5 protein-coding genes are annotated in these 7,318 nt (G+C 45.8%); 4 read left to right on the top strand and 1 reads right to left on the bottom strand.

The window, feature by feature from the left end; all coding sequences use genetic code 11:
* Positions 1–338 precede the first annotated feature (338 nt).
* Entirely contained in the window at positions 339–1,628 is a 1,290-nt protein-coding gene (locus AB4496_RS14265; protein WP_009848885.1) for a malic enzyme-like NAD(P)-binding protein, read from the top strand.
* 199 nt (positions 1,629–1,827) lie between these two features.
* Here the strand turns inward: AB4496_RS14265 and metJ are convergent, their stop codons facing one another.
* Entirely contained in the window at positions 1,828–2,148 is a 321-nt protein-coding gene (gene metJ / locus AB4496_RS14270) for a met regulon transcriptional regulator MetJ (RefSeq protein WP_004729686.1), read from the bottom strand.
* A gap of 208 nt (positions 2,149–2,356) precedes the next feature.
* Here metJ and AB4496_RS14275 point away from each other — a divergent pair, with 208 nt between their 5' ends.
* The 3 genes from AB4496_RS14275 to metF all read left to right on the top strand — a co-directional run bounded on the left by AB4496_RS14275 (position 2,357) and on the right by metF (position 7,191).
* Positions 2,357–3,538: an O-succinylhomoserine (thiol)-lyase gene (locus AB4496_RS14275; RefSeq protein ID WP_102258062.1), complete on the top strand. Its 1,182-nt coding sequence runs from the start codon at positions 2,357–2,359 to the stop codon at positions 3,536–3,538.
* Between the two features lie 2 nt (positions 3,539–3,540).
* Positions 3,541–5,952: a bifunctional aspartate kinase/homoserine dehydrogenase II gene (locus AB4496_RS14280; RefSeq protein ID WP_009848887.1), complete on the top strand. Its 2,412-nt coding sequence runs from the start codon at positions 3,541–3,543 to the stop codon at positions 5,950–5,952.
* A 339-nt stretch (positions 5,953–6,291) separates the two neighbouring features.
* Positions 6,292–7,191, top strand: coding sequence for a methylenetetrahydrofolate reductase (gene metF / locus AB4496_RS14285; RefSeq protein WP_009848888.1), 900 nt, complete (start codon positions 6,292–6,294; stop codon positions 7,189–7,191).
* Positions 7,192–7,318 lie beyond the last annotated feature (127 nt).

Genomic DNA, 7,318 nt, shown 5'->3' on the forward strand with positions numbered 1-7,318 from the left:
GAAGTAATTCTCGCTATTTAGACATAAAAAGGACACTTCGGTGTCCTTTTTTGTTGCCTTAAATTTGAAAAAATACTGAATCGTATTTCATTATTAGCTCATTTAAAGTGGTAGGTTACTGGCGTAAATTTTATTTCATCGCTTACCCCAACACTCCTTCCTCGAAATTCGCTCTAAAGTTGAGCAGGCGACAGTAATTTCAACTGCCCACTGGTCTTATTAGTAGTGAAATCTCGTTTTTTAATGATACAGATGCTTCAACCACCTAGGAACTTTGAAGTACATCCATTAACATGAACAAGATCCCCCAAATAATAATATCCTAGGAACCTACACCTATGTCTGAAGACAGCCGCCAAGATCAATCCCCTCAAGAATTATCGCCTCAAGAACAATTCCGTCAGCAAGCTCTTGATTATCATGAGTTCCCAATTCCAGGCAAAATTGCCGTAGAACTGACGAAGCCTGCAAACTCTGCAGAAGACCTAGCACTGGCATACAGCCCTGGCGTAGCTGAGCCTGTTCGCGAGATCGCACAGAATGTCGATAACGTTTATAAGTACACAGGTAAAGGCAACATGGTTGCAGTTATCTCTAACGGTACTGCAATTCTTGGCTTAGGTAATCTTGGTCCTATTGCTTCTAAACCGGTCATGGAAGGTAAAGCGCTACTGTTTAAGCGTTTTGCTGGTTTAGATTCTATCGATATTGAAGTAAAACACCGCACAATCGATGAGTTCGTTGATACGGTTGCGAATATCGCAGATACATTTGGTGGTATTAACCTAGAAGACATCAAAGCACCAGACTGTTTTGAAATCGAGCGTCGCCTGATTGAGCGTTGTGATGTACCTGTTTTCCATGATGATCAACACGGTACTGCGATTGTAACGGCAGCGGGTATGCTTAACGCGATCGAGCTTCAAGGTAAGAAACTGGAAGAGTGTAAGATCGTTTGTTTAGGTGCTGGCGCAGCAGCGGTTGCTTGTATGGAGCTACTGATTAAGTGTGGCGCTCAGCGTGAGAAGATCTACATGCTTGACCGTAAAGGTGTGATCCACACTCGTCGTGATGACTTGAATGAATACAAAGAGCTGTTCGCAAATAACACCGACAAGCGCACGCTTGAAGATGTTATCGAAGGCGCTGACCTGTTCTTGGGTGTATCGGGTCCTAATCTGCTACCAGCTAAGGCACTTACGCTGATGGCTGATAAGCCTGTTGTGTTTGCATGTTCAAACCCAGATCCAGAGATCAAACCTGAGCTTGCACATGAAGTTCGTTCTGACCTAATCATGGGTACTGGCCGTAGTGATTACCCTAACCAAGTAAACAACGTACTTTGTTTCCCATTCATTTTCCGTGGTGCACTAGACGTGCGTGCGAGCGAAATCAATGACGAAATGAAGCTAGCGGCGGTTAAAGCGATTCGTGAACTAGCAAAAGAAGAAGTTCCAGCTGAAGTACTGGCAGCTGCGGGCGAGACTGCACTGGAGTTCGGTAAGGGTTACATCATTCCTAAGCCAATGGACCCGCGTCTGCTTCCTCGTGTTGCAAAAGCAGTTGCTGAAGCGGCTGTTGAGTCTGGCGTTGCTCGAATTGAGATGCCTGCTAACTATATGGCTTAATGCCTTAATGCCTTAATAGCTTAATAGCTTAATAGCTGTTGCTCTATTGAGCGAAAAAGAATAATAAAAAACCGACTCATAGGAGTCGGTTTTTTTATGTCTATCATTCACAGCGCAGCTACAGATAACGTAGTGGGTGATGTGACAAATAGGGTTCAGCTATAGCGAATCAATAATGAAGGCGGTGACTGAGTTGTTTTTATTCTTCGTCAAACGCTTCGAACTCGATGCCCATCTCTGTCATCAGTTTTTTGACTTCAGTCGGGATGTCGTCTGGACGATCTTTACGAAGGTCTTCATCCGTTGGCAGTGGTTGGCCTGTGTACGCATGTAGAAAGGCTTCGCACAGTAGCTCACTGTTTGTTGCATGGCGTAGGTTATTGATCTGGCGGCGAGTGCGCTCGTCAGTAAGAACCTTTAACACTTTTAGAGGGATAGAAACTGTAATTTTCTTTACTTGTTCGCTTTTCTTTCCATGCTCAGCATATGGGCTTATGTATTCACCATTCCAGTCGGCCATTGCGTACCTTCATCACTTTAGTTGTTAGAATAAATTAATAGTGCTGATTTTAGCGGGATTTACTGCCATAAGCAAAGACATATAGACGTCCAGAAGTGTTGACGTCTCACGTTTATGAAAGTAAAGTGAGTAACATATATCTAACACAGCCACAAAATGCCGACAAGCAGCTGTGATTCTCAGACGCAAAACTTGTAAGGAAGCACCTATGAGCAGCCGGAAGCCAGCAACCATCGCAGTACGTACTGGCATCGAGTCAGACACGCAACACCATGCCGTTGTCCCACCTATTTATCTTTCGACTAACTATGGGTTTCCCGCTTTTGGTGAAGTGCCAAAGTATGATTATACCCGTTCTGGTAACCCAAACCGCGGTCTATTAGAAACGGCACTGTTTGAGCTTGAATCAGGCAAAGGCGCGGTTGTCACTAACTGCGGTACGTCGGCACTTAACTTATGGGTATCCGCTTTCTTAGGTGGCGATGATCTTATTATTGCACCGCACGACTGCTATGGCGGTACTTACCGTCTGTTTAACACACGCTCACTCAAAGGTGACTTCAAAGTTCTGTTTGTTGATCAATCGGATCAAGCTGCACTGGATGCGGCGATCGCGCTTAAGCCAAAGTTAATCTTAATCGAAACGCCATCGAATCCATTGGTTCGTGTGGTTGATATTGCAGAAACTTGCCGTAAAGCGAAAGAAGTAGGTGCTCTGGTTGCTGTCGACAACACGTTTTTGACGCCTGTGTTCCAAAAGCCTTTAGAGCTGGGTGCGGATTTTGTTATCCACTCAACCACTAAATACATCAACGGACACTCAGATGTTATTGGCGGCGTTGTGGTCACTAAAACTGAAGAGCACGCTGAAGAGCTATCATGGTGGGGTAACTGTATTGGTGCAACCGGCACACCATTTGATAGCTACATGACGCTACGTGGTATTCGTACGCTAGGTGCACGTATGCGCGTTCACGAAGAGAGCTCACGTGAAATTCTGACGGCTCTGCAACAACAAGATCTGGTGGGTACGATTTACCACCCAAGCCTTCCTGAACATCCGGGTCACGAGATCGCGAAGAAACAGCAGTTGGGCTTTGGTTCCATGCTGAGCTTTGAATTTTCGGGATCTTTTGAAGCACTTAAATATTTTGTGGATAAATTAGAGCTATTTTCTTTGGCTGAATCATTGGGCGGTGTTGAAAGCCTGATTTGTCACCCAGCGTCGATGACTCACCGTGCTATGGGCGAAGAAGCCTTAGCAGAAGCGGGTGTTTCTCAACAATTACTGCGCCTTTCTGTTGGCCTTGAAGATGCAGAAGACTTGATTGATGATCTCAAGCAAGCGTTTGAAAAAACACAAGGCTTTATCGCAGAAGGGGAGGTTTAATAATGACAACCTTTCGCCAGCTACATAAATTTGGTGGCAGCAGTTTAGCGAACCCTGAGTGTTACCAACGCGTGGTCAATATTCTTAGAGAATACTCGTCATCTACTGACTTGGTCGTGGTATCGGCTGCGGGTAAAACAACTAACCGCTTGATTGAGTTTGTTGAAGCGCTCGACAAAGATGGTCGTATTGCGCATGAATGTCTACAAACCCTTCGTCAGTTCCAGCTTGAGCTGATTGAAGCGCTGCTTGAAGGTGAGTCTGCGGCTCAGCTAACGGCCACTATTCAACAAGAATTTACTGCTTTAGGTGAGCTAACTGCTCCTCTAAGCGAATCGCAAAAAGCACAGGTGTTAGGACACGGTGAGGTTTGGTCTTCACGTTTGTTAGCCGCTCTGTTGTGCCAACATGACTTACAAGCAGTTGCTCAAGATGCGCGTGCCTTTTTACGTGCAGAAGCGGGTGCTCAACCCGAAGTGGATCGCGCGCGTTCTTATCCTCTGATTAAAGAAGTTTTGGCTCAGCATACGCATTGCCGAGTGGTGATTACGGGCTTTATGGCTCAGAACTGCGAAGGTGAAACAGTACTGCTTGGTCGTAACGGTTCAGATTACTCAGCAACCGTGATTGGCGCCTTGGCTGAAGTTGAACGTGTGACGATTTGGAGTGACGTGGCGGGCGTTTACAGCGCTGACCCTCGTTTGGTTTCGGATGCGTGTTTGTTGCCTCTGCTTCGCCTTGATGAAGCGAGTGAACTCGCTCGTCTGGCGGCTCCAGTGCTCCATAGCCGAACGCTACAGCCTGTGGCTCAAAGTGCTATGGATCTCAGCTTGCGCTGCAGCTACCAGCCGGAGGCGGGCTCTACACAAATAGAGCGTGTACTGGCATCGGGTCGCGGCGCAAAAATTATTACCTCTCTGGATGAAGTTCTGATCGTTCAGCTGACCTTTGGTCATGGCCATGATTTTGACCGCTTAGAAAGTGAAGTCCTTGAAGGCCTTAAGCGAGCTCAACTTGAGCCGCTTGCTTATGAGCTTGAACCGGATCAGCACTGCTTGCGCCTTGCCTACACGGAAGAGATTGCTGGTGGTGCGTTGGAATATCTACAAGACCACGCGATTGAAGCGGAAATTAAGCTTAAAGAAGGCTTCTCTCTGATTGCGGCGGTGGGTGCTGGTGTGACTAAGAACCCGAACCATTGTTATGGATTCTACCAACAACTCAAGAGCTCACCGGTTGAGTTTATCTCAGAAGCGAACTCTGGCTTGAGCTTAGTGGCTGTGATTCGTAAGAGTGAAACATCAAGCCTAGTGAAAGGCATTCACTCTCAACTGTTCCAAGCGCAGAAGCGTGTTGCGATTGCTTTATGTGGCAAGGGCAATATTGGTTCAAGTTGGTTAAGCCTGTTTGCTGAGCAAAAAGCGGAACTTGAAAAGCGTCGTGGAATGAACTTTGAATTGGTTGCGGTGATTGATAGCCAAACTTATTGGTTCGATGATCAAGGCATTGATGCGACTTCTGTGAGCAAGCGTTTTGATGATGAAGCGATTGCCAATAACGGCAACGACTGGCTAGAGCGTTTGGGTTCTATTCAGGGTTACGATGAAGCTGTAGTACTCGATGTCACGGCAAGCCCGGTGCTTGCTGCAAAATACCTGCAAGTCGCACAACAAGGTATCCACCTGATCTCAGCTAACAAGGTGGCAGGTTCTGCATCAAGCGAGTATTACCATCAGGTACAAGATGCTTTCGCTAAGATCAGCCGTCATTGGCTGTACAATGCGACAGTGGGTGCTGGCTTACCGATTAACCACACGGTACGTGACCTGCGCGAAAGCGGTGACGATATTATTGCTCTGTCAGGTATCTTCTCGGGCACTCTATCTTGGTTATTCCAACAGTTTGATGGCACTGTGCCGTTCAGCGAGTTGGTTGATTTAGCGTGGCAACAAGGCCTGACGGAACCGGATCCTCGTGCTGACCTCGATGGCTCTGACGTGATGCGTAAGCTAGTGATTCTGGCGCGTGAATCGGGTTTAGATATTGAGCCTGAAAACGTCAAAGTAGAATCATTGGTACCTGAAGAATTACAAGATCTGTCAGTGGATGACTTCTTTGATAAAGCTTCTGTACTGAGTGAAGAGTTGGCCGAGCGTTTAGAGAAAGCGCAGTCTCAACAGAAGGTCCTTCGTTACGTAGCGCGTTTAGAGAAGAATGGTAAGGCAACGGTAGGCGTTGAAGCGTTATCTAAAGAACACGCTCTGGCGAACTTACTGCCTTGCGACAACATCTTTGCGATTGAGAGCAAATGGTACAAAGATAATCCATTGGTTATTCGTGGCCCAGGTGCTGGTCGTGAAGTGACAGCTGGTGCAATTCAGTCTGATTTAAACAGAATGTCTAGCCTGTTTTAATACTTAGAGCGGTTGGTTTAATACTTAGAGCGATTGGCTTAATAGTCAGATCAATTGCTTTAATACTCAGATTAATTGTTTAAATGCGTAAATAGCATACTATCCACTAAGATAAATAAGGCTGAAAGCACGATGTGTTTTCAGCCTTTTTTCTACATTATTTCTTCTTTGCGACCCACCTATCGGCTTGAGCTTTTCTCACTATCTACTTGAAAAAAATTCATAATGGATCTGTTGACATTAAATCGTATTCAATTCATTCTGGAGACATATAGACGTCTAAACGTCGCTAGGGATTTGAGATTATTTAGTGGTTGCTTTTGCCACAGGGAGAGTAAGATGGGATACACACACGCAAGTCATATCGACGCTTTAAATCAGAATATTGCAGAGCTTTCTGACAACATCAATGTGTCATTTGAATTTTTCCCACCAAGCAGTGAGAAGATGGAAGAGACCCTGTGGAATTCTGTTCACCGTCTTAAAACACTTCAACCTAAATTTGTATCAGTAACCTATGGTGCAAACTCGGGTGAGCGTGATCGTACCCACTCAATCATTAAAGAAATTAAGAACCAAACAGGCTTAGTTGCTGCACCACACTTAACGTGTATTGATGCTAGCCGCGAAGAGCTGATTCAAATTGCCGACGATTACTGGGCAAATGGCATTGAAAGTATTGTTGCGTTGCGCGGTGATATTCCAGCAGGCGGTGGTGCGCCAGATATGTATGCGTCTGATTTAGTCGAGCTGCTTAAATCTCGTCACGACTTTGATATATCAGTAGCGGCATTCCCTGAGGTTCACCCTGAAGCAAAAAGCGCTCAATCTGATCTTATTAACCTAAAGCGTAAAGTGGATGCGGGTGCAAACCGTGCAATCACTCAGTTCTTCTTCGATGTCGAAAGCTACTTACGTTTTCGTGACCGTTGTGTGGCGGCTGGCGTTGACGTAGAGATTGTACCGGGTATCTTGCCGGTTTCTAACTTCAAGCAAGCGTCTCGTTTTGCTGCGATGAATAACGTAAAAGTACCAGGTTGGATGGCGAAGCAGTTCGAAGGCTTGGATGATGATCCAACAACTCGTCAGTTAGTCGGTGCTAGCCAAGCGATCGATATGGTTCGTACGCTAAGCCGTGAAGGTGTGAAAGATTTCCACTTTTACACGCTAAACCGTGCAGAAATGACTTATGCACTTTGCCATACGCTAGGTGTTCGCCCACAAGTCGCTGCGCTTTAAGTAAAGTCTAGGAAGTAAAGCCCAAGCGCTTGTAAAAGCTTCTGGTAGTAACATTTCAAATCCTATAGATACAAAAAAGGCTTGGACTCTAAGAGTTCAAGCCTTTTACGTTTCTAGTTTCTAGTTT

The sequence above is a fragment of the Vibrio sp. 10N.222.46.A1 genome (assembly GCF_041473595.1).
GTDB classification, from domain to species: domain Bacteria; phylum Pseudomonadota; class Gammaproteobacteria; order Enterobacterales; family Vibrionaceae; genus Vibrio; species Vibrio tasmaniensis_A.

Excerpts from the sequence above, each read along its gene's own strand:
- AB4496_RS14265 (WP_009848885.1), top strand. The coding sequence starts at position 339 with ATGTCTGAAGACAGCCGCCAAGATCAATCCCCTCAAGAATTATCGCCT.
- metJ (WP_004729686.1), bottom strand. The coding sequence starts at position 2,148 with ATGGCCGACTGGAATGGTGAATACATAAGCCCATATGCTGAGCATGGA.
- AB4496_RS14275 (WP_102258062.1), top strand. The coding sequence starts at position 2,357 with ATGAGCAGCCGGAAGCCAGCAACCATCGCAGTACGTACTGGCATCGAG.
- AB4496_RS14280 (WP_009848887.1), top strand. The coding sequence starts at position 3,541 with ATGACAACCTTTCGCCAGCTACATAAATTTGGTGGCAGCAGTTTAGCG.
- metF (WP_009848888.1), top strand. The coding sequence starts at position 6,292 with ATGGGATACACACACGCAAGTCATATCGACGCTTTAAATCAGAATATT.